The following is a 26,169-nucleotide window of genomic DNA, read 5'->3' as shown; positions in this document are numbered from 1 at the left end:
GGGACGTAAAAGCTTGCGATTCGAGACACGCATTCGGGTCGATCCGCTCAAAGTGAGCGCTCGGCACCAAGGGCTGCCAACCGTTCGAACGGTGCTTCCGTTGCGGTGGTCTGCAGACGGCTTTTGCGGACGCGCAAGGGAATGCAGGATGCGCACGATCGTCTTGGCCACTCAGAAGGGCGGCAGCGGCAAGAGCACGCTGGCGATGGGTCTTGCCGTCGCCGCTCAGCAGGCCGGAGAGAGCGTACGCGTACTCGAGACTGATCCGCAGGGCACTTTGTCCTACTGGCAGAGCCGTCGCGGACTCGCCGAACCCTTCGTCGAACCGGTTCATCAGCCCCTGGATCTCGGCCGCCGCATCGATGCGTTGGCGCGCGGCGGCGTCACGCTCGCTGTCATCGATACCTCGAGCGGCATCAACGCGCTGACGCGTGCCGCGATCGAGCATGCCGACCTTTGCCTGGTGCCGGCGCGCCCTTGCGTCGCAGACATCGTGGCGTCACAGCCGACGGTGAAAATCATCAGGAGTAGCGGCGGGCGGTTTGCTTTCGTGCTCAACCAGGCGCCGCATCGCGGGCAACGTGGCGCCGAGGCGGCTAGCGCGTTGGCGCAGGCCGACCGTGATCTCGCCGACGTCGTCGCCAGGCCGTTGATCACGCTGCGCATCGATCACCAGGACGCGCTGGCTGCCGGATTGGGCGTGACCGAATTCCATTCCGCAGGGAAGTCGGCCCATGAAATGCGGCTGCTATGGCAATGGGTCGAGGCGCAGCTCAGCGAGGACGGCTGCGGCCGGTCGGCGCGGGCCGCTTTTGCAGAATCGCGCACAACGAATCTCAGCGCACCAGCAACGCCGTCGAGCGAAGCAAATCTGTTCTGGGACGCCTGCCTCTAACGAGCCGGCGTCCCGCTCAGTCAGGCGCATCGGATCTGACGATCGGATTTTTGAGCCGCTCTGTCTGCGCATCGTCATGGCCGGGCTTGTCCCGGCCATCCACGTCGCGCGTCATACTGAGAACCACGTGGATGCCCGGGACAAGCCCGGGCATGACGAGCAACGGATTAGCAACTCCGCGCGTCGCGCTCGGAGCAGTGCATCTCAGAACGATGTGATGCCTTGACCACCTTGGCCATCTACTCCGGCCGCGCTCCACCCTCCCGCATCTCCAGCGTCTTGATGCGCGCGTCGGCGCGACGCAGGCGGCGGCACAGCTCGCGATTGATGTTCTGCATCACCAGCACATAGGCCTGGATGTCGGCCTTGTAGAACCCGTAGAGCTCGCGCGCCGTCAGCTCGTACAAGACCGTTGAAGTCTGCGCGACCACCGTCGCCGACCTGTTCTGCATCTCAAGCATCGTCATCTCGCCGAAGAAATCGCCGGGCTCGAGATTCGACATGTGGATCGCCCCGCCCGTCGGTAGGCGCTCGCTGACCTCCAGCGTGCCGCTGTGGACCACGAACATCGAACGTCCCGGCTCGTCCTCGGCGACGATGCTGGCGCCGGCCTCGAAGCGACGCTCGACGAGCATGGACACGAGCCGCTCCAGGCTCGCGTCCGACAGGCCGCCGAAAAACGGCGTGGCGAGCAGGAATGCCTTCAGGTCGGGCGAGCTGACAGCCATGTCAGGAGTATACGCCCGCAACCGACCCCTACAAGCAGACCGCAGGCCCGGCGCGCGTTCCAGCCGTCACCTCAGCGCTGACACTTCGGGCACCAGAACGTCGAACGTCCATTCTGCACGAACCGCTTCACCACGCCCTCGCAGCCGTCGGTTCGGCACGGCTCGCCCTCGCGGTCGTAGACCTGGAACGAATGCTGGAAATAGCCGAGCTCGCCGGTGGTCTGGCGATGGTCGCGCAGCGACGAGCCGCCGGCGCGGATCGCTTCGTTGAGCACGGCGTGGATCGCCTCGACCAGCCGCTTGGCGTGATCGGTCGGCTCGCCCTTCTTGGTCGCCAGTGTCGCGGCCAGACGGCGCGGCGACAGATGCGAACGGAACAGCGCTTCGCAGACATAGATATTGCCGAGCCCTGCGACGACGCGCTGGTCGAGCAGCGCCGCCTTCAGGCTGGTCTTCTTGCCCGCGCAGGCGCGCGCCAGCATCGCGGCGTCGAATTCGTTGCCGAGCGGCTCCGGCCCGAGATCCTTGAGATGCGGCTCGCTCTCGATCTCGCCGCGGCCGATGATCTTCATGAAGCCGAAGCGGCGCGGATCGTTGAAGACGATGTCGGCGCCGGAGGACATGTGAAACACGACATGGTCGTGCACGCTGTCCTTGCCGCGCGGATAGTGAAACTCGCCCGGCGTCTCCTCATGCTCCGGCTTCACCACCCGGAACGAGCCGGACATGCCCAAATGCATCAGCAGCACGTCGCCGGAGCCGAGATCGGCCAACAGATATTTGGCGCGCCGGCCGAGCCCCTTGACGGTCTGGCCCTGCAAGCGCTTCACAAAATCGGGCTGAAACGGAAACCGCAGGTCCCCGCGCCGGGCCTCGGCGGTGACGATCTTGGCCCCTTCCATGACCGGCTGCAGCCCGCGCCGGACGGTCTCGACTTCGGGCAGCTCAGGCATGTCTGTTCATTTCACCTTTTGCGTCCACGACCATTCACCTTGTCCGGCCGACGTGATAGCGCCTTGGCCGCACCGGCGCTATGGTGCCGTATCGGAGTAAGGGTGATGGATCAGACGGACCAGACCACTCATTTCGGCTTCAGGGACGTGCCTCTGGGCGAGAAGCAGACGCTGGTGAACGACGTGTTTCACAGCGTGGCCTCCCGCTATGACCTGATGAACGACCTGATGTCCGGCGGGCTGCACCGCGTCTGGAAGGACATCATGATCAACACGCTGAACCCGCCGAAGAGCGATGCGCCTTTTGCGCTGCTCGACGTCGCTGGCGGCACCGGCGACATCTCGTTCCGCGCCGCTCGAAAGGCCGGCGCTGGATTCCACGCCACCGTGTGCGACATCAACAGTGACATGCTGGAAGTCGGCCGCCAGCGCGCGGTGAAGCAATATCTCGACGACAAGGTCTCCTTCGTCGAAGGCAATGCCGAGAAGCTCGCCTTCCCCGATCGCTCCTTCGACGCCTACACCATCGCCTTCGGCATCCGCAACGTGCCGCAGATCGAGCTGGCGCTGGCGGAGGCCTATCGCGTGCTCAAGCACGGCGGCCGCTTCCTGTGCCTGGAATTCTCGACTGTCGAGGTACCCGGGCTCGACAAACTCTACGACCTGTTCTCGTTCAACGTCATCCCGCAGCTCGGCCGCGCCGTCACCGGCGATGCCGAGTCCTATCGCTACCTCGTCGAATCGATCCGCCAGTTTCCGCGCCCCAACGCCTTCGCCGAGATGATCTCGGCGGCCGGTTTCTCGCGTGTGTCCTGGCAGACCCTCTCCGGCGGCATCGTCGCGCTCCATTCCGGCTGGCGTTTGTGATCTCTGCACTCACTCATATTACGCGGCTCGCCCGGGCCGCCCTGGTGTTCGCGCGCGAAGGCGTGTTCGGGGCCGTGGATCCGAGCCTGGCGCCGCCGCCGGGTCAGATCGCGTTGAAGCTCGCGCGCCTGGTCGAGCGCCCCGGCGCCAAATCCGGGCCGAGATTGTCGCGGGCCCTCGAGCGAATGGGCCCGGCCTATCTCAAGCTCGGCCAGTTCCTGGCGACGCGGCCGGATGTGGTCGGCGTCGTGATGGCGCGCGATCTCGAATCCTTGCAGGACCGGCTGCCTCCGTTCCCGCAGGCCGAGGCCGAAGCGGTCATCGCCACCGCGCTCGAACGGCCGATCAGCCAGTTGTACACCTCGCTCGGGCCGCCGGTCGCGGCCGCCTCGATCGCGCAGGTGCATCGCGGCGAGGTCGAGCGCGATGGCGTCCGTCACGCCGTGGCGGTGAAGGTGCTCAGGCCAAACGTCTCGGCGCGCTTCCGGCGCGATCTCTCCGACTTCTTCTTCGTCGCCGAGAAGGCGGAAGCGCATTCGTCCGAGGCACGCCGCCTGCGCCTCGTCGAGGTCATCAACACGATGTCGCGCTCGGTCGCGATGGAGATGGATCTGCGGCTCGAGGCCGCCGCGCTGTCCGAGATGGCCGAGAACATCAAGGACGATCCCGACTTCCGCGTCCCCACCGTCGATTGGGACCGCACCGCCAACACCGTGCTCACCATGGAGTGGATCGACGGCATCGCGCTGAACGACCACGTCCGCCTCGCGCAGGCCAATGTCGATCTGCCGGATGTCGGCCGCAAGGTGATCCAGAGCTTTCTGCGCCACGCGCTGCGCGACGGCTTCTTCCACGCCGACATGCATCCGGGCAACCTGTTCCTCGACAAGCAGGGACGTCTGGTCGCGGTCGATTTCGGCATCATGGGCCGGCTCGGCATGAAGGAGCGGCGCTTCCTCGCCGAGATCCTGCTCGGCTTCATCACCCGCGACTATCGCCGCGTTGCCGAGGTGCATTTCGAGGCCGGCTACGTGCCGCCGCATCATTCGGTGGAGAATTTCGCGCAGGCCATCCGCGCCATCGGCGAGCCGATCCACAACCGCACGGCCGAAGAGATCTCGATGGCCAAGCTGTTGACCTTGCTGCTCGAGGTCACTGGCCTGTTCGACATGCGGACACGGCCGGAGTTGATCCTGCTGCAGAAGACCATGGTGGTGGTCGAGGGCGTCGCGCGCGGCTTCGATCCCAAGCTCGACATCTGGAAGGTCGCCGACCCCGTGGTGCGCGAATGGATCGAGCGCAATCTCGGCCCGCTTGGCCGCATCGAGGGCGCCGTCACCGGCATCGGCGAGCTGGCCCGCCTGACGGCCACCCTGCCCGTGCTCGCCGCCCGCGCCGCCGCCGTGCTGGAGAACCTGGAGACCATGACCCGCGACGGCCTGCGCCTGTCGCCGGAAACCATCGCCGCCATGGGCCGCACCGAAGGCAAAAAGAGCCGCTGGCGCGCCATCGCCCTGTGGGTCATCGCGCTGACGTTCATCGGCATCCTGTTCGCGGTGCTGCGGCTGTGATCATTTGAGAGCCGGGCTCTCTCCCCGCCGGTCAGCTCCCTCTCCCCGTCCTTCACGGCGAGAGGGTTGGGGTGAGGGGCCGCCCCACCCACCGACCGTGCGGAAAGTCCCCCTCACCCGGATCGCATCTGGCGATGCGATCCGACCTCTCCCCGCAAGCGGGGCGAGGTAAGGAACGCGCCCCGGGGCCGGCGGCAGGCTTTGCCAATGATTGCACTGCATTCATTTTCTGCTAGCATTGCTTTCACAGGGACAATGCTGGGAGGCGGTCATGGCTAGCCTGACCATCCGCAAGCTCGACGACTCGCTGAAAACCTATCTCCGCCTGCGCTCCGCGCAGAACGGCCGGTCCGTCGAGGAGGAAGTCCGTGTCATTCTGCGCGCGCTGATCGAGCCGGTCGATCCGTCCGAGCCGCCATCGGCGCCCCCTGCTCCCGCTCCCCTGCCCGAGCCGCTCGTCCCGCAGCCCGGCGCCGCGCGCGAGGCGCGCGTCACCCTGATCATCGGCGGCGGCATCGCGGCCTATAAATCGCTCGACCTGATCCGGCGGCTGAAAGAGCGCCACATCCAGGTCCGCTGCGTCATGACCAAGGCGGCGACGCAGTTCGTCACCGAGCTCGCTGCCTCTGCGCTGTCGGGTGACCGCGTCTTCACCGACCTGTTCGATCCCCGCAGCGAGTTCGACGTCGGCCACATCCGGCTGGCACGCGATTGCGATCTGATCGTGGTCGCGCCGGCGACCGCCGACCTGATGTCCAAGATGGCGCAAGGCGCCGCCGACGACCTCGCCAGCGCCATCCTGCTCGCCGCGAGCCGACCGATCCTGCTGGCACCTGCAATGAACCCGATGATGTGGAGCAATCCCGCAACCCGCCGCAACGCCGCGACCCTGCAGCGCGACGGCATCCACATGATCGGGCCGAACGCCGGCGAGATGGCCGAGAAGGGCGAGGCGGGCGTCGGCCGCATGGCCGAGCCGACCGAGATTGCGGAGGCCGTGGTCGCGATGCTGAAGCCGCCGGTGCCGCGGCCGCTCGCCGGCCGCCGCGTGCTGATCACCGCCGGACCGACGCATGAGCCGATCGACCCCGTCCGCTACATTGCCAACCGCTCCTCCGGCAAACAGGGCTTTGCCATTGCCGCCGCGGCGCAAGCCGCCGGCGCCGACGTGCGCCTGATCGCCGGACCCGTCGAGCTGGTCAATCCCAAGGGCGTCAAGGTCACGCATGTCGAGTCCGCGCGGCAGATGCTCGACGCGGTCGAAGCCGAACTGCCGGCCGACGTCGCGATCTTTGCCGCCGCCGTGGCGGACTGGCGCGTCGCCAGTGAAGGCGGCCAGAAGCTGAAGAAGACGGACAAGGCGATCCCGCCGCTGCAATTGGTCGAGAACCCCGACATCCTCGCGACCATCTCCAAGCTGAAGGACAAGCGGCCCGGCCTCGTGATCGGCTTCGCGGCCGAGACGGAACATCTGATCGACAACGCGAAAGCCAAATTCGCGCGCAAGGGCTGCGATTGGATCGTCGCCAACGACGTCTCGCCCGCGACCGGCGTGATGGGCGGCGACCGCAACACCGTGCATCTCTTGACGAGGGATGCCGACGGCGTCCATGTCGCGTCGTGGCCGATCATGACCAAGGACGAGGTTGCCACCGCCCTCGTCGCCGAGATCGCCCGAACGATAGGACCATCAGCGTGACACAGGCCATCGCCGTCGACATTCAGATCCTGCCGCATGGCGAGGGGCTGCCGCTGCCGGCCTATCAGACCGCGCATGCGGCCGGCATGGATCTGCTCGCGGCGGTGCCGGACGATGCGCCTGTCGTGCTCGCGCCGGGCCGCCACGCGATGGTGCCGACGGGATTGTCGCTCGCGCTGCCCGACGGCTTCGAGGCGCAGGTGCGGCCGCGCTCCGGGCTCGCCGCCCGGCACGGCGTGACCGTGCTGAATTCGCCGGGCACGATCGACGCCGACTACCGCGGCGAGGTCTGCGTGCTGCTGATTAACCACGGCCAGGAACCGTTTCTGATCAAGCGCGGCGAGCGCATTGCGCAAATGGTGATCGCAGCGGTCGCACGCGCCGAGCTCAGCATCGTCACGACGTTGTCCAAGACGGCGCGCGGCAGCGGCGGCTTCGGCTCGACAGGCCGTTGAACTACGGGACTTCGCCACAGTTCCGACTCGGCTATGCCCATCGATGAACGCATTTTCATTCCGTGCAACCACCGTTCACGGTCTGGACTCTTACCGCTGGAGTCCCGAAGCGGTTATTGTTGATTGATTCGTGAGACGGCGCGGTCGACCCGATCGGCGCCGCGCGGAACTTTCGTGCGGTTTGGGGCAAATATGTCGGGCGTGATCGTGGTGATGCGTCAGACGCTGCTGTCGTGCACGTCACTCGCGCGCAAAGGCCTGATGGGTCTCGCTGCGACTGCGCTTGCGCCGGCGACACCGGTCCTCGCGGGCGATGGCGTGCCGGCGGATGCGATTTCTACGCTGTTCGAGCTGAGCCGATCCGATGTCGCCGAGGTCACGGCGATGCTCGCGCTGCTCGGCTTCTCCGTCGTCGCAGCCATCGCGCTGGTCCGCACGCGGCTTGCCGCTGCGCGGAAAGAAGCGCGGCTGCGCGCCGACGTCGCCGAGCTGCAATTGCAGGCTGATCGCTATCGCGCGCTGCTGTTTGCCGAGCCGCAGATCCTGATCGCCTGGCCCGCCGGCGGTCATCGCCCGCAGATCTCCGGCGACACCTCGATGCTGGTGCCATCGGATCAGCCGCAGCGCATCCTCGCCTTCGGCACCTGGCTGCCGCCGGAGCCGGCGCTGCAGCTCGACCACGCGGTGGAGGCACTGCGCGAGGCCGGCGAAGGCTTCATGCTCAATCTCACCACCTCGCATGGCCACGCCATCGAGGCGATGGGCCGCGCCATAGGCGGCCAGGCCATCGTGCGCATCCGCGAGCTCTCCGGCCTGCGCCGCGAGCTCGCCGAGACGCAACTGCGCTTCAAGGCGCTCGGCGAGGAGACCGAGTCGCTACGCGCGCTCGCCTCCGCGCTGCCCTGGCCGATCTGGGCCCGGCAGGCCAATGGCGCGCTGTCTTACGTCAACGCCGCCTATGCCCGCGCCGCCGATGCGCGTGACATCCCCGACGCGATCAGCCGCAATCTCGAGCTGCTCGATTCCGCTGATCGAACCGACCTGCAGCGCGCGCTCGGCGCCGGCGGCCATTTCGAGGGACGGCTGCCGATCGTGACCGGCGGCGAACGCCGCATGCACGACGTCCGCGCCTTCACGCTCGGCGGCGGCAGCGCCGGTGTCGCCATCGACGCCAGCGAAGCGGCCGCATTGACCGATGCGCTGGTGCGGATGCACGAGGCGCATCGCCGCACGCTCGACCAGCTGTCGTCGGGCGTCGCCGTATTCGACGGCCAGCGCCGGCTCGCCTTCTACAACGACAGCTATCGCCGGCTCTGGGATCTCGACACCGCCTTCCTCGACAGCCAGCCGGATGATTCCTCCGTGCTCGATCGCCTGCGCGCCTCGCGCAAGCTCCCGGAGCAGGCGGATTTCCGCGCCTGGAAGGCCAAGCTGCACGAGGCCTATCGCGCGGTCGAGGCGGCCAAGGACACCTGGTTCCTGCCCGACGGCCGCGCGCTCTCGGTCGTCACCACGCCGAACCCGGAAGGTGGCGTCACCTATCTGTTCGACGACGTCACCGAGAGCTTTGCGCTCGCCCGTCGCTATGACGGCCTGATCCGCGTTCAGCGCGAAACCCTCGACAGCCTCGCTGAGGGCGTCGCGGTGTTCGGCTCGAACGGCCGCGTCGAGCTGTTCAACCCGGCCTTCGCCAAGATGTGGCGGCTGTCGCCGGACTCATTGCGCGAGCATCCGCACATCGACACCGTCGAATCCTGGTGCCGCTCGCTCTATGACGACGGCGTCGCCTGGCGCACCATTCGCGAAGCCATCACCTCGATCGAGAACCGGCTCGACGTGGCCCTCAAGCTCGAGCGCAAGGACGGCAGCGTGCTCGACTGCATGAGCCGTCCACTGCCCGACGGCGCGACCATGCTGACCTTCCAGGACATCACCGACACCGAGAATGTCGAGCGTGCCCTGCGCGAGAGCAACGAGGCGCTCGAAGCCGCAGGCCAGATGAAGATCGACTTCGTCCACCACGTCTCCTACGAGCTGCGCGCCCCGCTGACCACAATCATCGGCTTCGCGCATTTCCTGTCGGACCCGTCGACCGGACCGCTGACGCCGAAGCAGGCCGAGTATCTCGACTACGTCACCAAGTCGACCAACGCGCTGCTGGCGCTGACCAACAACATTCTCGACCTCGCCACCATCGATGCCGGCGCGATGAAGCTCGAGCTCGGCCCCGTCGATGCCGCCAAGGCGATCGAGGCCGCGGCCGAGGGCGTGCAGGACCGCCTCGCCACGGATCGCATCCGCCTCACGGTCGATGTCGCGGCCGATGTCGGCAGCTTCGTCGGAGATGAGCGCCGCGTCGTACAGGTGCTGTACAATCTGCTCGCCAATGCCGTCGGCTTCTCGCCGCAGGATTCGACCGTCGTGGTGTCGGCCCGCCGCACCGATCACAGCGTGGCCTTCGCGGTCACGGATTCGGGCCCCGGTATTCCGGCCGATATCAAGGACCAGATGTTCGACTGGTTCGTCAGCCGCTCGCAGGGCTCGCGCCATCGTGGCGCCGGGCTCGGCCTGTCGCTGGTGCGCTCCTTCGTCGAGCTGCATGGCGGCAAGGTGCGGATGGATTCGGTGGTCGGAAAGGGCACCACGGTCACCTGCGATTTCCCGACCGACCACATCGCCCAACGCAACGCCGCGGAATGACGGACCGGCAGACATACACGACCGCGCTGGCGGACGAGACCGCAACCGCCGCCCTGATGGCCGACCTCGCGCTGCTGATCGGCTCAGGCGTGCTGATCACGCTGACGGGCGATCTCGGCGCCGGCAAAACCGCGGCCGCGCGGGCGATGATCCGCTATCTCGCTGATGATGCCGAGCTGGAGGTCCCGAGCCCGACCTTCACGCTGGCGCAGAGCTACGACCTGCCGAGCTTTCCCCTTGTCCATGCCGATCTCTACCGCATCAGCGATGCCTCCGAGCTGGAGGAGATCGGGCTCTCGCCCTTGCCCGAAGCGACGGTGGTACTGATCGAATGGCCCGAGCGCGCCGGCGATGCGCTGCCGCAGGACCGCATCGACATCGCATTGCGCCACGATGCAGCGCAAGGCGACAACGCGCGGAGCATCGAGCTCACCGGGACCGGCAAGGCGGCGGCGATCGTGGCGCGTCTGAAGGCGCTGCGCGAATTCCTTACCGAAGCCGGCCACAGCAAATCGCGCCGCGAGCGCATGGCCGGCGATGCGTCGACCCGTTCCTATGCGCGGCTCTACAAGGGTGAGCGCGTCTATATCCTGATGAACTCGCCGAAGCGGCCGGATGGTCCGGCGATCTACAACGGCAAGCCCTATAGCGGCGCCGTGCATCTTGCCGAGGACGTCCGCCCGTTCGTCGCGATGGCCGGCGCGCTGCGCGGCCGCGGCATCTCGGCGCCGAAGATCAACGATGCCGATCTCGACCACGGATTCCTGGTCACCGAGGACCTGGGGCGCGCGGGCGTCATCGAAGGCGAGCCGCCGTGTCCGATCGTGGAGCGCTACGAGGCCGCGACCGACCTGCTCGCCGCGCTGCATGCGCAGGACGTGCCCTCAGTGCTGCCGCTCGCCCCGCAAGTCACCTACAAGGTCCCGACCTTCGACGTCGACGCCATGCTGATCGAGATCGGCCTGATGCTCGAATGGTACCTGCCTGATCGCGGCGTGGAGCCGTCGCAGGTGCTGCGCGCCGAATTCCTGGAGATGTGGCGCGACCTGCTGCAGCCGCCGCTCGCCGCGAAACCGACCTGGGTGATCCGCGACTATCACTCGCCGAACCTGCTCTGGCTGCCCACGCGCGAGGGCATCGCGCGGGTCGGCGTGATCGACTTCCAGGACGCCGTGATGGGCCCTCCTGCCTATGACGTGGTGTCGCTGGCTCAGGACGCCCGCATCGATGTCCCCGCAGATATCGAGCAGGCGCTGCGGGAACGCTACGTCGCGGCACGTCAAACAGCCGCCGCGGACTTCGACGCCGATGAGTTCGGCGCGCACTACGCGATCATGTCCGCGCAGCGCAACACCCGCCTGCTCGGCACCTTCGCCCGCCTCAACCGCCGCGACGGCAAGCCGCACTACCTCAAACACCAGCCCCGCATTTGGGGCTATCTGCACCGCTCACTGGCACACCCGGCGCTGGAGCCGCTCCGCGACTGGTACGCCGCCAATGTTCCGCCACCGTCTGGCGTGTCTTGAGTTATGTCGGCACGATCGGTGCCCTGGGAGAAATGCCAGCGGTCCGTTACACGCCACCCATCTTGCAGACGAGCTTCCACTCCTCCGGCGTCACCGGCTGCACCGACAAACGTGACTGCTTGACCAGCGCCATTTCCGCGAGCTTCGGCTCGGCCTTGATGGCGGCCAGCGTCACTGGGGTCTTGAACGGCTTGTGCGCCTTGATGTCGACGCAGACGAACTTGGCCGTCTTGTCGGTCGGGTCGGGATAGGCTTCCTTGATGATCTCGGCGATGCCGACGATCTCCTTGCCCTCGTTGGAATGGTAGTAGAAGGCGAGCTCGCCCTTCTTCATTGCCACCAGATTCTGCCGCGCCGTGTAGTTGCGCACGCCGGTCCAGGCCTCGCCCTTGGCGCCCTTCTCCACCTGCTGGTCCCAGGACCACACCGAGGGTTCGGATTTCACCAGCCAGTAGCTCATCTTGCCGTTCTCTTTCCATTCATCATGGCCGGGCATAGACGCGGCCCTCGCGTTTCGGAAGTGCGGGCCATCCACGTCTCACCGCTTTGTCCATTATCCAAGACGTGGATGCCCGCGACAAGCGCGGGCATGACGGCAGCGAGAGGTCCGTGCGCGAAGGCGTGGCCTACGTACTCACTCCTCCGCCTTGAACGGCCGCATCATCAGCGCCTCGATCGCGGCATCGATGGTGACCGCACCGGCCAGGATCGCGGCCACCGCCTGCGCCACCGGCATCTCGACGCCGCGCGAGGCGGCGAGCTCGACAAGCACCGGCGCGGTATACTGCCCCTCGGCGAGCTTGCCCGCGGGCAGCGGCTCGCCTCGGCCGAGCGCCAGCCCGGCGGCGAAGTTGCGCGATTGCGGGCCGGCGCAGGTGAGGATGAGGTCGCCGAGGCCGGACAGGCCGGTGAGCGTCTCGCTGCGCGCGCCATAGGCGCGACCGAGCCTGACCAACTCGGCGAAGCCGCGCGTGGTCAGCGCAGCCAGCGCCGAGGCGCCGAGATTGCGGCCGGCGACGATGCCGGCGGCGATCGCCAGCACGTTCTTGGCGGCGCCGCCGATCTCGACGCCGCGCACGTCGGTCGAGTGATACGGGCGGAAGGTCGGCGAGCCCAGCGCCTGCACGAGATCGGCCGCCAGCGTCTCGTCGGGTGCGGCGAGCGTCACCGCGGTTGGCAGGCCGCGGGCGACGTCGTCCGCGAAGCTGGGGCCGGACAGGATCGCGGGCGTGGCGTTCGGCGCGGCCTCGGCGATCACCTCGGTCATGAATTTGTGGGTGCCGTGCTCGATGCCCTTGGCGCAGGCGACGAGCGGCGTGCCTGGCTTGAGCAGCGGCGCCAGATGCATGACGGCGCCGCGCAGGTGCTGCGCGGGGACGACGATGAGGACGGCATCGGCGCGGGCGGCCTGGGCGAGATCGGCGGTGACGGCGATGCTGTCCGCCAGCGGAATGCCCGGCAGACGCGGATTTTCGCGCGCGGCTGCGATGCGTGCGGCATGATCGGCATCGCGGGCGAACAGCGTCACGGCGCGGCCGGCGCGTGCCGCCACGGCGGCGAGCGCGGTGCCCCACGCGCCGGCGCCGATGATGGAGATGGTTTGGAAAGACGTCATTGACGGCAGGCGCCGCCGCACTCCCTCTCCCCGTTCTTACGGGGAGAGGGTTGGGGTGAGGGGCAGCCCCAACCACCGACCGCCACGAGTTGCGGATTTGGAATCGGCCTTCCCAAGCTCAAAACCCCGCGCGCGTTTTCGCGAACTTGCCCGGCACCTGCGCATTGGCATCCAGCAGCCAGCGGGCGCGCGGAGCGGCGTCCATGCCGTCGACCATGCCGAGCGCGAGTCGCTCGGCGCCGGCCCAGGCGATCATGGCGCCATTGTCGGTGCACAGCGCGGGCGGCGGCATGATCAGGCGGGTGCCGGCATTCTGCGCGACGTCGTCGAGCGCGCCGCGAATCGCCTGGTTGGCGGCGACGCCGCCGGCGGCGACGAGCGCGGTCGGTGCGCCGAAACGCTGCTTGAACAGATCGAGGCCGACACGCAGGCGGTCCGCTGTGGATTCAAGCACCGCGGCCTGGAAGCTGGCGCAGAGATCGGCGGTGTCCTGCTCGCTGACGCTCTCCAGACGGCCGATCTCGCTGCGCACGGCGGTCTTCAAGCCGGACAGCGAGAAGTTCGCATCGCTGCGCCCCTGCATCGGGCGCGGAAAGGCGAATCGCGTCGCATCGCCCGTGCGCGCGGCCTGCTCCACCTGCGGTCCGCCGGGATAGGGCAGGCCGAGCATTTTGGCGACCTTGTCGAACGCTTCGCCCATCGCGTCGTCGACCGTCGTACCAAGCCTGACATAATCGCCAACGCCGGCCACCGCGACGATCTGGGTGTGACCGCCGGAGGCCAGGAACAGGCAATAAGGGAAGTCGATTGCATCGGTGAGGCGCGGCGTCAGCGCGTGCGCCTCGAGATGGTTGACCGCGATCAGCGGCGTGCCATGCACCAGCGCGATCGCCTTGGCTGTGGTGAGACCGACGATGACGCCGCCGATCAGGCCAGGCCCCGCCGCGGCGGCCACGCCGGCCAGCTCGGCGTAGTCGACGCCGGCCTCGCGCATCGCCGCGTCGATCAGGTGATCGAGCATGTCGACATGGGCGCGCGCCGCGATCTCGGGAACCACGCCGCCATAGATCGCGTGTTCATCGGTCTGCGAGCGCACCACGTTGGAGAGGATCTGCCCCTTGCCGTCCGAATCCCTGGAGACCACGGCTGCGGCGGTCTCGTCGCAAGTGGTCTCGATGCCGAGCAGCAGCGTTGTCGAATCGTTACCCAATCTCAACCCTTCGGTTATTATGAGTGCGCGGAACCGCCTAACACCACGAGGTCGCCAGGTGCAATCGTCCGTCCGTTGCAGCCGGGCCGATCCGTATTCGACGGGAGCATAGCACATGGCCGTGCTGGTGACCCGTCCCGCCCCCGACAATGAACGCACCGCCGCGGCTTTGCGCGCGCGCGGCTTCGACGTGCTGCTGGCGCCGATGCTGCGCTTCGAGCCGGTGGCGCTGTCGGAGGATGCCGGGCGCGATGCCGCGGCCGTGATCGTCACCTCGTCGAATGCGCTGCGTGCGATCGCGCCCCAGCTCGAGGGCTCGGCGCTGCTCGGCCTGCCGCTGTTCGCGGTCGGCGACCAGACTGCCGCCGCAGCGCACGCAGCCGGCTTCGGGCAGGTCATGTCGGCGTCCGGCGATGCCACGGCGCTGCGCGAGCTGATCGCGACCAGCGGCGTGATCGGCGCGGGCGGCACCCTGCTCTATCTGGCCGGCGCCGACATCTCGCGTGATCTGGCCGGCGAGCTCGCGGAGCGCGGATTCGATGTGGTCACGCAGACGGTCTACCGCATGGTGCCGGTCGCGGCGCTGCCGCGCGCCGTCTGCGAGGCGTTCGCGGCCAATCGAATCGAGGCCGTGCTGCATTATTCGCGGCGAAGTGCCGCGGCATTCGTGGCGGCGATCGGGGCCGAGGGCGTGGAAATCTCGGCGCTGGCCGTGCCGCATGGCTGCCTGTCGGCCAATGTGGCCGAGGTGCTGCGTGAGGCCGGGGCGACCCAGGTCACAATCCCAGCGCATCCGGATGAAAACCAGATGCTGGAAGGGCTAGCTCGTGCGCTACGGTCGTGAATGGCGTAAGAGGGCCTGCTCAATCTTGCCTCAGCCAGGGAACTCCCACCATGGTCGATGAACCCGACACCGTTGCGCCGGCCTCCGATACCGGGCGGCCGAAGCGGCCACCGCCGACCATCGACCTGGAGCCGACCTCGCGCGAGGAGCGTCCCGCCGCGAGCGAGAGCGCAGCCGAGCGGCCGACGCCCTCGCCATGGTCCGCGCCGGCCGAGGCGGTCGCCGAGGGGTCATCCGGCGCGGCGAGCCAGTCGCATCCGCATGGCGCCGACGATATCGCGCCGGACACCGCCAGCACCGAGACGCCCGACGAGACGGTCGCCGCGGCCGAGCCGCCGCGCGCCGATCTTCCGCCATCCCCGCCACCGCGCCCGGTGTCGCCCTGGATCATCGCGCCGTTCTCCGGCGCGGCTGCGGCGGCGCTGGTGATCGGCGTCGGCTGGATGCTGGGCTGGCCACCGGTGCAACCGCCGTCGCCGACGACGCCGCTGTCGACAGCGGTCGACGAGCTGACCTCGCGCGTCGCCGGCCTCGAGCAGCGCATCGGCAAGCCCGATGCCGCCGTGACCGGCCGCATCGACGCCATCGACAAGGCGATCACCGGCGTCCGCAGCGACGTCGCCGGCCTGCGCAGCCAGAGCGACAAGACGGTGGCGGCGCTCAACGACGTCAAGGCGCAACCGCGCGACGGTGTTGCGGCGGCACCCGCGCCGGCCCCGGTCGACCTGTCCGGCCTGACCGCGCGCATCGACGCGCTGGAGCGCGCCAGCAGGACGCAGAGCGCAGCGCTCGCCCAGGAGAGCCGCAAGCTCACGGAGGCCGCCGAGGCGGCCAAGACGTCCGATGATGCGCCGCTGCGCCGCGTGGTCGCGGCGACGCTGCTCGACGTCGCCGTCCGCCACGGCGATCCCTATGCGGCGGCGCTGTCGACCGCGAAGTCGCTGGCGCCAGATGCCGCCGCGCTGAAGCCGCTGGAGGCCTTCGCGGCGAATGGCGTCCCGAGCCCGGCCGCGCTCAGCCGCGATCTCCTGACCATCGTGCCGAAGCTGGCGCCGCCCGCCACCGAGAGCACCACCGGCAATTCGATCCTCAGCAAGCTCTCGGCCGGCGCCTCGAACCTGGTCAAGGTCGAGCGCACCGACGGAGCCGGCACCGACCGCGGCGCCGTGGTCGCGCGGATCACCGCGGCGGCGCTGCGCAACGATTTCGCCGAGGCGCGGCGCGAGCTGAAGAGCCTGCCGGCGGACGAGCGCGTCCCCGCCAATGACTGGCTCGCCAAGGCCGATGCGCGTGATGCCGCGTTGTCGGCGGCACGCAAATTCGCCGACGACTCGATGACCGCGCTCGCCAAACCCGCGCAATAGGACGCCCAAGGACGCTCATGATCCGGATCGTTGTTTTCCTCATCCTGGTCGGGCTCGCCGCCGCGGGCTCCGCCTGGGTCGCCGAGCAGACCGGCGACGTCGTGCTGAACTGGGGTCCCTGGCGGATCGCCATGACGCTGCCCGTGTTCGTGCTGGCGCTCGGCCTGACCATTGCCGCCTGCGTGCTGGTCTGGAACCTGCTCAGCGCGCTGTTGCGCGCGCCCGGCCGGATCCGCCATGCGCATCGCGAGCGCCGGCACCGGCGCGGCCGCCACGCCATCACCCACGGCCTGCTGGCGATCGGCCATGGCGATTCGACCGCCGCGCGCCAGCATGCCGACATGGCGAAGCGGCTGGCCGGCGACGATCCGCTGACCTTGCTGCTGCACGCCCAGGCGGCGCAGCTCGAAGGCGACCGCGACGGCGCGCGCCGCGCCTTCCGCGCCATGGCCGAGCGCCACGACACCCGCCTGCTCGGCCTGCGCGGCCTATTCGTCGAGGCGCAGCGCGCCGATGACGCGATGGCCGCTGTCGTGATCGCCGACGAGGCGCTCAAGCTCGCCCCGAACGCGACCTGGGCCTCGCATGCCGTGCTCGGCTTCCGCTGCGCGCAAGGCGACTGGAACGGGGCGCTTGCGATCCTCGACGGCAACTACACCGCCGGGATGATCGACAAGCCGACCTATCGCCGCCAGCGCGGCGTGCTGCTGACGGCGCGCGCGATGGCTCTGGAGACCGAGGACCGCGACCTCGCGCGCTCCAGCGCGATGGAAGCCGTGAAGCTGGCGCCGACTCTGGTGCCGGCCGCCGTGCTCGCCGCCAAGTTCGAGAGCGAGGCCCACCAGGTGCGGCGCGCCATGAAGATCATCGAGGCGGCCTGGGCATCCTGCCCGCATCCGGATCTCGCCGACGCCTATGCCCATGTCCGGCTCGGCGATTCGGCCCGGCAGCGGCTGTCCCGGATCGAGAGCCTCGCCGCGCGCACGCCCGAGCATGTCGAGGCTGCGCTGGCCGTGGCCCGCGCCGCGATCGACGCCGCCGAGTTCGGCCGCGCCCGCGCAGTGCTGGCGCCGTTCACCGACGATCCGACCCAGCGCGTGGCGATGCTGATGGCCGAGCTGGAGCGCACCGAGCACGGCGATGCCGGCAAGGCGCGCGAATGGACCCTGCGCGCGGTGCGCGCCCGCCACGACCCGGCCTGGACCGCCGACGGCTATGTCAGCGACCGCTGGCGGCCGATCTCGCCGGTCACCGGCCGGCTCGACGCGTTCCAGTGGCAGACCCCGGTGGCGAGCCTGCCGTCGGAGCGCAACAGCGTGATCGAAAGCTCGGAATTCGCGGAGGCCGTGCTGGCGCCGCCGAGCCGCCCGGCGATCCCCGAGGGCCTGGTCGAGCCGCCGCGCGGCGCGGCCTCAGCTCCGGTGGTGATCGCGCCGACCACCTTGCAGGACAACGATCCGCCGAAACCCGCCGACATCGTCGCCACGCCCGAGCCCAGCGCTGCGACGCCGAGCGAGCAGGCGGCGGTGGACAAGCCTGTCGACAAGCCGGTGGATATCCCTGTTGAGAAGGCTGAGGACAACCCTTCGCTGGAGGTGACGGCGCAGCCCGTCGCCGCGCCGGCCGCCGAGCCTGCGCCCCCGCTGCAGGCGGCCGCCCCTAGCGAGGCCGAAGCGGAGCCTGAGACCGCGGAGGAGCCGGAGGCGCCGGCCGAGCCCGTGAAGCCAGCAGAGACTGCCGCCGCCGCGCCGACGCCGCTGTTCCGCAACCGCAACGACCTGGCCAAGCCGGCCGAGACCCAGATCCAGGCGATCGTCCCGATCATGCGCCCGCCGGATGATCCCGGTGTCGAGGACGAGGACCAGCCGCGCGACGAGTTCGCCGAGCAGATCGCCCCCAAGGTCCAGGCCGGCGGCTGGCGCGGGTTCTGGTCCCGGTTCGGGAGCTGAGGCCGGCGAACGGCCAGGCTGGCCAGCCGTTCCGGTCACACCGGCTCGATTCCGGCCCCGGGCGGCACGGGTTGTCCTTGCCAACCGCCCGTTCGCCCGATATCAGGAGCGCGTCCGCGTCGTCCGGCCCGTGCCGGGCACGCACCGCTTTGGTTCGCCGCAATAGCTCAGCTGGTAGAGCACGTCATTCGTAATGACGGGGTCGGGGGTTCGAGTCCCTCTTGCGGCACCACGCTTCGCCCTTCGGGCTACGCGTGGCGCAGCCGCGCAGTGGCCCGAAGGGCGAAGCGTGCTCGGCGTAGCCACTTGGCGAAGCCGGGCGTTTGAGCCCCCCAGGTGCTTCAGCCAAGCCCGGCTCTCTGATCCCAATGAACTCTGTCAAACAGCGAGGCGCTCATTGCGGCCTTGCTGACGCCCATGCCGCCGCGATCCCGCGGCCGGATCGGCCCGAGCTCTGCTGCAATCGGCGTCCTCTTCAGGTGAGAGGGCGCGAGGAAGGCCGGGTGCTGACCACACCCGCGGTCCGCGTGCAGCAAAAAAGCACGCGGCAGAACCACAGGTACGGCCGAACATCCGGCCTTCCCCGCGCGGTGGCTTTACGTCTTATACGCGATCTCCCCGGGGACCGGCTGTCTTGCCCCCGTCGCCCGCTGCGCTCGTCATGAACGCTGCGACCTTGACGCCAGCTTCGGGGCGCCAGGACCACGCGACTTCGCCGTCCGCACCTCATCAGTCGTCGCGCAAAAGCGCCTGACGAAGCCACGGCCACCGCAACCCACCTCACGTGCCGTGACGATCGCGATACGTCCCTCTCGGCGAAGCAGGATGGCGGGATAAGACCACTGATTTGGGGTCGGCGTCAAGGAATTTTCTGGTATTCAGAAGCCATCGCGTTTGCTGGCACCATGCGCGCTGCGGCTGGATCTCCTGCGGTGAGTTGCCCTAGAACTGATCGTAAACGCGATCTGCACCTGAGTATGTCCCGAAGCGTCAACTAGACCTTCGCCGGAGAAAAATACTCGGACATAAATGCGTCACCGTAACTCCAGATCGAGGCTAGCCGTTTGACCTTAAATGGCGAGTTGTCGTCTGATTTCGGAGAGCCCGACATTTCAATCTTGGTTCTCATTCGCCTGTCGTTTTAGACGTCACATGACGCATCAGGACGTCCACCGTCGCCTGAACATACGAGCGAAATGACGGCTCACAATCAAGTCTGTTGATCTTGATCTGAGGGTAATAAGCGGCGAAGCCGAGTACGGGGATTAAAGTATTGACCATCAGGAGAAATTTCTCCCGCGACGACATAGTCCTATATGCCTTGATGCCCGTGGGAAGTCGCTGCTCCAACATTGCGCAAATATCTGGATCTTCAAACCTGATAGGATCCATTTTGTGGGCAAAACGGTTGCGGACGTCACGTATTAGGTGAAGAGCTACCCTTCGTTCTTCGTCGAAAAGGCCGAGAGCGAAGCCAATCTCTATCTTAGAAGAGAAGCTTGATAATGGGCTATTTGGTTGGCTGAACAGTGCTTTTTGCCGTTTCGGCTCGAGCTGAGGCAGCCTTGCGATGATGAGACACTCTAAGAAGTTGTCGACGGCGGATGCAGCAACGAGTGCTGCGCCACGATCGGATTGTTTCGCAATCTCATCAACGACTGCCTGCATCTGCTCATACGTGTACGGAATCACTGCCGCCTCCGCTCACGAATATGCCGTGGGCCGGTTGGACATAGTTTATGACGTTAGCCCACCTGCAAATATGATCGCGTATAGCGTACGCCGAATCCATCAGTTCGGTTAGTCGCCTCCGACTCGTCTAGAAGCCGCTCTGCCTTATCGAGAAAATCGCGCGCCTTGCAAAGCTCGAGCATCCAAAATCGCGGTACATCCGTCGATCTCGGCTTTTTCGACATCGGGTCAATTTCGGCACGAGGAAATATATCACAGATAAGTATATCGGCTCGCTGCATCACTTCCCCCTCGTTTGATGCTCCCGCAAGGACGACGACTCTGCGCTTGGCGGGTGCTTTGAGCAATAGTGACATGGCGGTGGCGATCAGCACCCAAAGCCATGGTCGAGATGTCCCGCTCGCGGTCTGCGATGCGTGCGCTCGTTCAGTTCAGCCGACGCGACGACGCACGGCTGTGGCAGCCCCAAGCCGGATCAACCGCCGAACCGCAGCGAGACACAAGGCGCGCCTCGAAACGCCGCGGCCTCGGCCGCCAATTCGTGGCGCACTTGATCGATGACCCAGCCGTAGTCGCGTGCTTCGTTCTGCCTGAAGAGACGCGCTGTCGGATACCACGGAGAATCCGTGCGGCCGAGCAGCCAGCGGTAATCGGGCCGATAGGGCAGGAGGATCCATACGGGACGCCCGAGGCCGCCGGCGAGATGAGCGACACTCGTGTCGACAGTGACGACGACATCCAAACAGGACAAAAGTCCCGCAGTGTCGTCGAAGTCCGCCAGGCTCTCAGTCGTATCGACGATGTCGAGTCCAGCTAGAACGTCCCTATCCGACTCTCGGACGTCCTTCTGCAGGCTGACGAATTGCGCATCGATGTCCAACAGTCTTGTGAGGAGCTGCAAGGGCACCGACCTATTCCGATCGTTGCTGTGCCCGGGGTTACCTGACCAGACCAGCCCGACACGAAGCCTGTCGTGCGGACCCAACCTTCTCTCCCACTCCGCTTGCCGTGCCGGGAGCGGCGACGGCAGATAGGGCACATCGGCTGGAATCGTGCGAAGCGTCGTCTTGAACGCGAGCGGCAGGCTCGACATGGAACAGTGCAAATCGAAGCTTGCCGAGGCCGCCGTCGATCTCGGGATGCATTCAGTCACGCCCGCCAATCTCGACAATAGCGAGGAGGCCGGGTCCTGCACCGCAAGGATTACTTTGGCTCCGAGCTCCGCCACCATCGGAACATATCGGGCAAATTGGAAGGCATCTCCGAGTCCTTCATCGGCGAAGATCAGGATCGTCTTGCCCCGAATGCAGTCGTCCCCCGACCATTGCGGCTGGGCAAAATCCGGATGGGCGATACCGAGCCCCGTCTTCCATCGGATTTCACGCCCCAGCCAGCCTGCTTCGAAATTTCCGGTCACCATGTGGATCAACGCCATGTTCCAAATGGTGATTGGATCACTCGGCGCGATGGTTTGGACCCTCTCGTGACAAGCCATCGCCTCCTCGAATCGAAGGCCATCAGCCAGCAGATCCGCCTTGTTCTTCAGAGCCAACACGTAGTCTGGCCGAAGCGAGAGGGCGCGATCAAAGCAGGCCAATGCCTGTTCGTGCCGCCCGAGCCGGTGCAGCACCCAGCCAAGATTATTGTGCGTCTCGAAATTGGCTGGATCGAGCATTTGCGACCGCAGGCCATCGGCGGCCGCTTCTTCCAACCGCCCCAGGTTTTGAAGAACGAGCGCGCGCATGTGAAGCGCTTCTGCCTGGCCGGGGTTTGCCTTCACCGAGATGTCGAAGAGTTCGAGAGCTTCGGCAAACCGATTCCGCCTGCAAAGCAGCAGGCCACATAAATTGGCCGCGTCCACATATTCTGGCGACAATTGCAGAGCGTGGCGCAAGCTCAGGATGGCGTCATCCGGACGATCCAGCTCTGCCAGAACAGCTCCGAGATCCTTCCAATACTGGGCATTGTCCGGTTGGAGCGAGACCGCCTTGTCGAAGGCCTTGAGGGCGTCCTCCAACCGTCCCGCTTTGCGAAGCGCCGATCCAAGGCTTGAGACGTAGTCGCTCTTGGGAGCCAATTTGATCGCGCGCGCAAACCAGTCGATGGCCTGGCCATTCTGCCCCATCCGCAGCGACAGAAGCCCCATGAGATGCATGGCATCCGAATGATTGGGGTCGACCGCAAGCGCGTCCTGGCAACAGCGCATCGCCTCCAGGAGCTTGCCGGCCTGAAACTGGGCAAACGCCGTTTCATAAAGAGCAGCTGGATTGACAAGCCTGGAGCCGTTTGAGCTTGTCTTCGATGCTCGGAGAGAGGGCGAAGCCCGGCGCTCGCGGCGGCTCATCAAGGTCTTCTTTCCAATGTCCAACCAGCAACTATTAGTTGATTCTACTAGCCGGCAGCAAGCAGTGTAAATCACCGCGAATGACGCCAGCCATGACGTTTAGTCCAAGGTTTGATCCTGTGCGCCATTCCTCCATAGCTAAGCCGGCAGAGGACGAGGTCAGGACAGCGCGCATGGAGTCAGGCGCGCTCTCGCTTACCAGCGCTCACCTCGATCCCTTGCCGCCGGCACGCCCGGTTAAGAATTGCTTAACCCAAATCGCGCCATCGTCCGGCGCGAGCCGCGGGACGAATACCCGCGCTGGCAGCAGGTGGCGATCCGGCGTTTTGTTCGCTCGAATCCCGCAAATGTCGGCTGCGCTCGGGCGTACGCCAGCGGCCCCGCCGGTGGCGATCAGTATCCAAAGTCATGGTCGAGATGTCCCGCTCGCGGTCTGCGCTGTGTGCGCGCGTGACAATTCGGCCCGACGCGACGACGCGCGGCTCTGGCAGCCGCAGCGAGCCGGATCAACGGCCGAACAGCAACGAGACACAAGGCGAGCCTCGACATGAGCACCACTGCCCTCGACAGTCACACGCAGTTTCAATCGATCCTCGGCCAGATCCGGACGCTCGCCTACAAATATATCGAGGACAAGGATTTCGTCAGCGCGCAGCTCGCCTTCCAGAAGCTGCTCGAGCTCGACCCCAAGGACATCAACGCCCGCTTCATCTATGCGCAGCTGATCGACGACGGCTCGCACAAGAAGCGCGCCGAGGCGCGCGACATGATGCTGGCGATCCTCGACGAGAACCCCCAGATTTTCGAGCAGGCGACCGAGGGCAATCTGCATCTGATCCGCAGCGCCGCCGTGCGCTGCAGCCATGTCGGTCCGTTCACGCGCTCGATGGAGCTGTTCCGCAAGCTCGCCCACGCCTCCAACCAGGCCGCCGATTATTTCTCGCTCAGCGAGATCCTGACCCAGAACAACGAGTTCGACGAGGCGGTGGCCGCGCTCGAGAAGGCGATCAAGCTCGACCCGGCCTATGACCTGCCGACCAATCGCGAGACGCTGGAGATCGCGCGCTCCAACGCCAAGAAGGGCAAGGCAAAGGACGTCAAGGGACGCGCCAAGGTCGGCCGCTATCCGGAGACCAAGGACTTTCTCGGCGATCTGCAGACGCTGATCACCAACCACATCGCCGTCAACCTCGCCGCCGCGCCGAAATTCCTCGACAAGAGCACGCGCTTCTTCACGATGGGCTCGTGCTTCGCGCGCAATCTGTCGAAGAGCCTGAACGACAGCGGCTATTCCAGCCACCACATGGAGATCTCGGAATACATCAACACCACGTTCGCGAACCGCGTGTTCGTCGACTGGCTGCGCGATGCAAAGATCGATCCGGAGATCCGCGAGCGCATCGTCGAGCTGCTGCCGCCGGGCTCGAGCAAGGAGAACACGCTGTCGGTGATCCGGCAGGCCGACGTCTTCATCCTGACCTTGGGCGTGGCCGCCGCCTTCTTCGACCGCGAGACCGGCGCCTTCGTGCTGCCGCGGCCGACCGCGCTGAACTCGCGGGCGCTGGCCGAGAAGTACAAGTTCCGCACCGCGACCGTGCAGGAGAACGTCGACAACGTGCTCTATCTGATCGACTTCGTCAGGAGCATCTCGCCGGGCATCAAGGTCATCGTCACGGTGTCGCCAGTGCCGCTGCTCACATCGTTCGAATATGAATCGGTGGTGCAGGCCGACTGCCTGTCGAAGAGCACGATGCGGCTGGTCGCGCACGAGGTCGTGAACAACTCGAACCTCGAGGACATCTGGTACTGGCCGTCCTTCGAGGTGTTCCGCTGGGGCGGCTCCAATGCCTCCAGCTTCTTTGCGGCCGATGACGGCGCGGCGTGGCACGTCTCCGAGGACAAGGTGTCGGCGACGGTGCGCGCCTTCGTGCAGACCTTCTCGCCGGCCTGACCGGAGAACTATCACCCTCCCCTGGAGGAGGAGGGTCGGCTCATAGGCGCGAAGCGCGTGTGAGCCGGGGTGGGGTGGTCTGTCCACTTGCACCGGTTTCCGCGGCTTCACCCCACCCCGCTCGCCCGCTTCGCGTGCGATCGACCCTCCCCCTCGAGGGGAGGGTGAGACTGAGATCGCCGTGCTGCCGTCGTGATCATCGGGGGCATGGCGATCAAGGTATGACGCGTTTCCGCGCGATCACAGCATGCTCAAAGCATGATCCGGAAAAGTGCGCAGCGGTTTTCCGAAAAGATCATGCGCAAACAACAACCTAAAGCGCGATGACGATTCATCCTGATCTCATCGCGCTTTAGGAGGCGTGGAGAACGGCGGCCTCAGGGCAGCCGCTTCTTCCACAGCCGAACGATCATGATGCCGGCCTGGGCGTAGCCCGGCGGCGAGCTCTCGGGCCCGAACGGGGTCTTCGAATACAGCGAGCTGGTGATCAGGAAACCGCCGACATAGGGCGCGGGCAAGCCCGACAGCGCCATGAAGCAGCGGTGGGTGAGGATGCCCTCCTCCGGCAGATTGCCGCGCACCAGCCGGCACTCGCCGATGCCGGTGAAGGCGATGCCGTTGAGCTGGCCTTCGGTGTAGGTGCCGAGCTGGGTCGGGTCCATCGCCTGCCCGATGCACACCCGCATCTCGCCGATGCTCTTGTCGTTGGTGCCGGTCATGCGGCCATCGCCGGGCTGCACGTTGACGGACTGGACCGCGAGCTGGTCTTCCAGCGCCGGCGCAAAGCCGGTCTTGGTCGGCGCGCAGAAATCCGAGGGCACTACGCGGCCATGGCGCACGGTGCGGCCGATATAGATCTCCTCGACCTCGTTCTCGCCGCCTTGGGCGAGGGCCGGGCCGATGACGGTCTGCAAGACGGCGGCCGCCAGGAGAAACGCAATCATCATCCGGCGCATGCGCCCATCCTTCCCGCTAAACGAAGGTCAGTATCGAATTCGGCGAACTTTCTAAACATCACCAACAGGCAGTAGGTATGCATACGCTCATACCTGAGCTTTCGGCCGTTCCGTCTCCATGGAACACCTCGTCATGACGGTAATGTGGTAGCAAACCTGGCTGAGCGGAATTGCGATGCGCCCCCGGCGCGAGCGCTGCCAACCATCGCTTATCGGAATGTTGGACCGATGCGTCCCCACGCCTGTCGTCCTCAACGGAAGTCGCCGCGACGGCAAAAAGGTTCCGAGAAAAATGGTGCTCCGTGCCGCGCCGACGTGCCGGCGGGCGTGGTTCAATTCAGACTTGCAGCGGCTGATGTGACCGGCATCACATCGAAGCACCCCGCGAGCGCTTAAACCTCGCCTCCATCAACGAGGGGAGTTTCTCACATGCGCAAGATGATCCTGATCGGAGCCCTGGTGCTCGCATCCGCCACCACAGCCCAGGCCCAGGGAACCCGCAGCCTGTCGCTGTCGCCGAGCGAGACCGCGGCGCCGGCGCCGCGGCCGACCTATGTGCAGCAGGCCGGCGAGGTCACGATCACGCCGGCCCCCGCGCCGGCGGCGACCGCCCAGGCCCAGCCCGCTCCGGCGGCGTCAGCCGCTCCGGCGACGGCAGCAGCACCGGCACCTGCCGCCGCGCAGGCCGCCCCGGCGACCGCAAGCACCGCCACCGAGCAGGCCAAGCCGGTGCAAACCTCGTCGCGGCGATCGAAATCGGCACGCGCGAGCAAGCCGCGCAGCAAGGGCTGGACGGAGGCGCGCATCGTGCGCGAGCTGCACCGCCACGGCATCTATTGGTGAGCCTCAG

Annotated in this window: 20 protein-coding genes and 1 tRNA gene; 13 read left to right on the top strand and 8 right to left on the bottom strand. The window is 66.7% G+C overall.

Annotated elements, in window-relative coordinates:
* Positions 1–148: 148 nt before the first annotated feature.
* On the top strand, positions 149–895 hold the full coding sequence (locus BRAD285_RS34245) for a ParA family protein (RefSeq protein ID WP_006608923.1): 747 nt from the start codon (positions 149–151) through the stop codon (positions 893–895).
* Positions 896–1,134: 239 nt separating this feature from the next.
* On the opposite strand, the gene BRAD285_RS34240 is transcribed toward BRAD285_RS34245, so the two are convergent.
* Together BRAD285_RS34240 and mutM are read right to left on the bottom strand one after the other, a co-directional pair.
* Entirely contained in the window at positions 1,135–1,623 is a 489-nt protein-coding gene (locus BRAD285_RS34240) for a Crp/Fnr family transcriptional regulator (protein ID WP_006608924.1), read from the bottom strand.
* Positions 1,624–1,694: 71 nt separating this feature from the next.
* Positions 1,695–2,576: a bifunctional DNA-formamidopyrimidine glycosylase/DNA-(apurinic or apyrimidinic site) lyase gene (mutM, locus tag BRAD285_RS34235; protein ID WP_006608925.1), complete on the bottom strand. Its 882-nt coding sequence runs from the start codon at positions 2,574–2,576 to the stop codon at positions 1,695–1,697.
* Between the two features lie 105 nt (positions 2,577–2,681).
* Between mutM and ubiE the strand changes: the two genes are divergently transcribed.
* From ubiE to BRAD285_RS34205, 6 genes are all read left to right on the top strand, one after another.
* Positions 2,682–3,443, top strand: coding sequence for a bifunctional demethylmenaquinone methyltransferase/2-methoxy-6-polyprenyl-1,4-benzoquinol methylase UbiE (gene ubiE / locus BRAD285_RS34230; RefSeq protein WP_006608926.1), 762 nt, complete (start codon positions 2,682–2,684; stop codon positions 3,441–3,443).
* Entirely contained in the window at positions 3,440–5,014 is a 1,575-nt protein-coding gene (gene ubiB / locus BRAD285_RS34225; protein ID WP_006608927.1) for a 2-polyprenylphenol 6-hydroxylase, read from the top strand. The genes ubiE and ubiB overlap by 4 nt, the downstream gene beginning before the upstream one ends.
* Positions 5,015–5,285: 271 nt before the next feature.
* The gene (gene coaBC, locus BRAD285_RS34220) at positions 5,286–6,713 is read left to right on the top strand and encodes a bifunctional phosphopantothenoylcysteine decarboxylase/phosphopantothenate--cysteine ligase CoaBC (RefSeq protein ID WP_006613419.1); all 1,428 of its coding nucleotides are present in this window, start codon (positions 5,286–5,288) and stop codon (positions 6,711–6,713) included.
* A complete protein-coding gene (gene dut, locus BRAD285_RS34215) occupies positions 6,710–7,168 on the top strand; it encodes a dUTP diphosphatase (protein WP_006613420.1) in 459 nt (152 codons plus the stop codon). The genes coaBC and dut overlap by 4 nt, the downstream gene beginning before the upstream one ends.
* Positions 7,169–7,360: 192 nt before the next feature.
* Entirely contained in the window at positions 7,361–9,868 is a 2,508-nt protein-coding gene (locus tag BRAD285_RS34210) for a PAS domain-containing sensor histidine kinase (RefSeq protein WP_006613421.1), read from the top strand.
* On the top strand, positions 9,865–11,394 hold the full coding sequence (locus BRAD285_RS34205) for a bifunctional tRNA (adenosine(37)-N6)-threonylcarbamoyltransferase complex ATPase subunit type 1 TsaE/phosphotransferase (RefSeq protein WP_006613422.1): 1,530 nt from the start codon (positions 9,865–9,867) through the stop codon (positions 11,392–11,394). Before BRAD285_RS34210 ends, BRAD285_RS34205 begins: the two co-directional genes overlap by 4 nt.
* A gap of 46 nt (positions 11,395–11,440) precedes the next feature.
* Here BRAD285_RS34205 and BRAD285_RS34200 read toward each other — a convergent pair whose 3' ends face one another.
* The 3 genes from BRAD285_RS34200 to tsaD form a co-directional block, all read right to left on the bottom strand.
* Positions 11,441–11,854 (bottom strand): EVE domain-containing protein, encoded by a 414-nt coding sequence (locus BRAD285_RS34200; protein ID WP_035647550.1) that lies wholly within the window; start codon positions 11,852–11,854, stop codon positions 11,441–11,443.
* A 174-nt stretch (positions 11,855–12,028) separates the two neighbouring features.
* On the bottom strand, positions 12,029–13,009 hold the full coding sequence (locus BRAD285_RS34195; RefSeq protein WP_006613424.1) for an NAD(P)H-dependent glycerol-3-phosphate dehydrogenase: 981 nt from the start codon (positions 13,007–13,009) through the stop codon (positions 12,029–12,031).
* 118 nt (positions 13,010–13,127) lie between these two features.
* On the bottom strand, positions 13,128–14,195 hold the full coding sequence (gene tsaD, locus BRAD285_RS34190) for a tRNA (adenosine(37)-N6)-threonylcarbamoyltransferase complex transferase subunit TsaD (RefSeq protein ID WP_083846427.1): 1,068 nt from the start codon (positions 14,193–14,195) through the stop codon (positions 13,128–13,130).
* Positions 14,196–14,334: 139 nt separating this feature from the next.
* Between tsaD and BRAD285_RS34185 the strand changes: the two genes are divergently transcribed.
* From BRAD285_RS34185 to BRAD285_RS34170, 4 genes are all read left to right on the top strand, one after another.
* On the top strand, positions 14,335–15,063 hold the full coding sequence (locus BRAD285_RS34185; protein ID WP_006613202.1) for a uroporphyrinogen-III synthase: 729 nt from the start codon (positions 14,335–14,337) through the stop codon (positions 15,061–15,063).
* A 50-nt stretch (positions 15,064–15,113) separates the two neighbouring features.
* Positions 15,114–16,427 carry a COG4223 family protein gene (locus BRAD285_RS34180; protein WP_006613203.1) on the top strand — a complete coding sequence of 438 codons (1,314 nt, stop codon included), beginning with the start codon at positions 15,114–15,116 and terminating at the stop codon, positions 16,425–16,427.
* A gap of 17 nt (positions 16,428–16,444) precedes the next feature.
* On the top strand, positions 16,445–18,376 hold the full coding sequence (locus tag BRAD285_RS34175; protein ID WP_006613204.1) for a heme biosynthesis HemY N-terminal domain-containing protein: 1,932 nt from the start codon (positions 16,445–16,447) through the stop codon (positions 18,374–18,376).
* 156 nt (positions 18,377–18,532) lie between these two features.
* Positions 18,533–18,608: transfer RNA gene (locus tag BRAD285_RS34170), tRNA-Thr, on the top strand.
* 893 nt (positions 18,609–19,501) lie between these two features.
* On the opposite strand, the gene BRAD285_RS34160 is transcribed toward BRAD285_RS34170, so the two are convergent.
* Positions 19,502–20,068 (bottom strand): hypothetical protein, encoded by a 567-nt coding sequence (locus BRAD285_RS34160; protein WP_006613206.1) that lies wholly within the window; start codon positions 20,066–20,068, stop codon positions 19,502–19,504.
* A 475-nt stretch (positions 20,069–20,543) separates the two neighbouring features.
* Positions 20,544–22,412, bottom strand: a complete 1,869-nt coding sequence (locus tag BRAD285_RS34155; protein ID WP_006613208.1) for a tetratricopeptide repeat protein — start codon at positions 22,410–22,412, stop codon at positions 20,544–20,546.
* Positions 22,413–22,959: 547 nt separating this feature from the next.
* Between BRAD285_RS34155 and BRAD285_RS34150 the strand changes: the two genes are divergently transcribed.
* On the top strand, positions 22,960–24,363 hold the full coding sequence (locus BRAD285_RS34150; protein WP_006613209.1) for a GSCFA domain-containing protein: 1,404 nt from the start codon (positions 22,960–22,962) through the stop codon (positions 24,361–24,363).
* Positions 24,364–24,740: 377 nt separating this feature from the next.
* On the opposite strand, the gene BRAD285_RS34145 is transcribed toward BRAD285_RS34150, so the two are convergent.
* Entirely contained in the window at positions 24,741–25,319 is a 579-nt protein-coding gene (locus BRAD285_RS34145) for a hypothetical protein (RefSeq protein ID WP_006613418.1), read from the bottom strand.
* 429 nt (positions 25,320–25,748) lie between these two features.
* Here BRAD285_RS34145 and BRAD285_RS34140 point away from each other — a divergent pair, with 429 nt between their 5' ends.
* Positions 25,749–26,162, top strand: a complete 414-nt coding sequence (locus BRAD285_RS34140) for a hypothetical protein (protein ID WP_087877706.1) — start codon at positions 25,749–25,751, stop codon at positions 26,160–26,162.
* Positions 26,163–26,169: the final 7 nt, after the last annotated feature.

Source organism: Bradyrhizobium sp. ORS 285 (genome assembly GCF_900176205.1).
Lineage (GTDB): Bacteria > Pseudomonadota > Alphaproteobacteria > Rhizobiales > Xanthobacteraceae > Bradyrhizobium.
This window is presented reverse-complemented; position numbering and strand designations above follow the sequence as displayed.